Source organism: Streptomyces sp. NPDC056160 (genome assembly GCF_042268205.1).
GTDB lineage: Bacteria > Actinomycetota > Actinomycetes > Streptomycetales > Streptomycetaceae > Streptomyces.
On record NZ_JBHJUW010000314.1, the window covers coordinates 1 to 2,235 of the forward strand.

The 2,235-nt window shown below is 39.9% G+C and carries 3 protein-coding genes; all 3 read right to left on the reverse strand.

What is annotated here, in order from left to right:
• Positions 1–414: 414 nt before the first annotated feature.
• Complete coding sequence (locus ACFC02_RS42335) at positions 415–996, reverse strand: YihA family ribosome biogenesis GTP-binding protein (protein ID WP_015059029.1); 582 nt, start codon at positions 994–996, stop codon at positions 415–417.
• The gene (locus ACFC02_RS42340; RefSeq protein WP_015059030.1) at positions 989–1,573 is read right to left on the reverse strand and encodes a hypothetical protein; all 585 of its coding nucleotides are present in this window, start codon (positions 1,571–1,573) and stop codon (positions 989–991) included. The genes ACFC02_RS42335 and ACFC02_RS42340 overlap by 8 nt, the downstream gene beginning before the upstream one ends.
• Before the next feature lie 168 nt (positions 1,574–1,741).
• The gene (locus ACFC02_RS42345) at positions 1,742–2,218 is read right to left on the reverse strand and encodes a helix-turn-helix domain-containing protein (protein WP_000469298.1); all 477 of its coding nucleotides are present in this window, start codon (positions 2,216–2,218) and stop codon (positions 1,742–1,744) included.
• Positions 2,219–2,235 lie beyond the last annotated feature (17 nt).

A 2,235-nucleotide genomic window follows, 5' to 3' on the forward strand; every position in this document is an offset into this window, starting at 1 on the left:
GTTCGGTCGCTGGGGCTGCGGCGAGCGGTGCCACCTCTCGCATGTTGTCGGTGATTCCGTCGTTGTTCTTTCGGGGATGAGTCGTCAGATAGCCCTTCAAACGCTCTCAGACGCACGAAACGGGTTTTAAATGCCCGCCAGGGCATGGGAGGCGCGAAAATGCGTTACAGAGGCTCTCAGGAGGTCAGGCGCGCCGATACCCCTAACCAGGGGCTTTCAGGTCGCCAGGAACCGCGCCAGCCCCCTGTAAAGCCTATTCGCACGGAACAGGCAGTTACTCGGTTGGCAGGTGGTCGCAGACCGTCGATGTTGCAGCGATGGGGGTCTGGGGTTCTCCCCAGACGGTTTCCGGTTGCGCTCAAGGCGCTGCCGGAACCGTGGAGGATTGTTATCTGATATAGTTTCAGTGCAAAACTAACGTCGAAGTAAAGTTCGTTCTTGTAACCGATTATACCAATCAAAGCCTTTATATCCGGTATTGTCTCTAATTCTGTATTTAATGCTGCTAGTTTTTAAGTTAAAACCTTTTAATTCCTGATAAAAATGTTCTTTATCCTTTTTAATTAAATCTAATTCAGAGTATAGGCCATCTATGATTTTTTTGATCATGTTTATTTCTGCTTGTATTTCTTTTTTCTTTTCATAATCATTGCTTTCTTTTTTATCATTAAATAATTTAGAGCGGTGAGCTTTAAGTTTATTGATAGCATCATAAATAGCGCCCATTGATTTTTTAGCATCATTAAGAAGTTTATATGCTTCATTTGCCACTTTCATACATGAATAATGAAGGTCAACTAACTGATGAAAATCATACATTGATTGAACATATTCGACATGTTGTTCTATATATCTCTTATGTTCTTCGATGCTTTTACATACTGATTCTCGTTGATTTTCCCATCGCTTTTTTTCTTCTCCGGCGCGTTCATCAAGCTCGTTCAAGATATATAAACCAACACCTACAGCAGCAACTCCGAGTATGATATTAAACATAATTATCCTGATGATCCTCTATCAACAACGCATCATTGTAACTAGAATCAATACTACTTAACAAAGATTTGAATTTTTCATATGACTCAGACCGTTGATCACTGAGCATGCCTTTCATAATGATAAGAGTATCGTTCATCGCCTTTTTACTTTCCAACGAAACGTCATTGCTACATATGCTTGAAACAAGCTTTGATATCTCTTTAATTAAGTCTGATTTTGTTATTGATATTTGCTTAAAATCATTTGCAGCAGCTATCAACTTCAACTCATTACTCTTTCTTCTTGTTTCTAGCTCATACATTGCCTTTTTAAAATTAGTATCTATTTTAAGGTGCATCAAACTGGCTTGTTCTTTTATTTTGAGTGACTCAAGCTCAAGTGCTTTACACTGTTCTTTATAGTAACAAATCCTACTTATAGCATTGGATATATGCTCCAATGGGTTAAGCTGTTGAAGTATAGTTGTATGGATTTCCATTGGGAATGTTTTAGCAATAGATGGTAAATTACCCATGCTAAAAGGTTGGAGATTTCCATTATTTTGTATCATTGGCACGTTATTTTTTTTGCTCATTTAGAAAACCTTTTTTAATTAACTGAATTTTTCTAATGTTACATAAAACGTTTGAGCATGTTTATCTTATCGCTATGGTGCTGTCTAGGTGGTAAAAGAGCAATGCAGGATAGACAATCATGGTCAAAACGTTAACACGTAGCCCCTGATTGTCCGCCTGCCGCTGGCTCAATTTGAAAACATGGCCATGATTCGGCGCTGAATATCACCGTCTTTGTTGACCAGTGTTTTAGTGACAAACGCTGCATGGTTTTTCGTAGTGTTGTATCCCTTCCAGACTTCATGTGGATCGAGGGCATACGCACAAACCTTACCAGCAACGGGGATTCTAACTAATGCATTTTTTGATTCTAAGTAATTGAGCCACCGAATAATTGTGCTTCTGCTAACTCCAAGTTTTTCAGCTAGGAATTGCTGATCCGCAACGACAGCGCCACACGTAGGATCGATATGCTCCGCTAAAAATGAGTACAGCTTCAGTGCTGATATGCCTTGGCTATCCTTCAACAGCTCTCGAACGCGTTCCCAACCTTTTGGGGATACCTGTGTAAACCTTGAATTCTTCTTTGCTTCTTCGAGATCCTCGGTGTTTTTCTTTGCCTCATCTGAAAGTTGTTTCAGCCGTTTTTCTGAATCAATAAACATGATTTTTCACTCTGAAA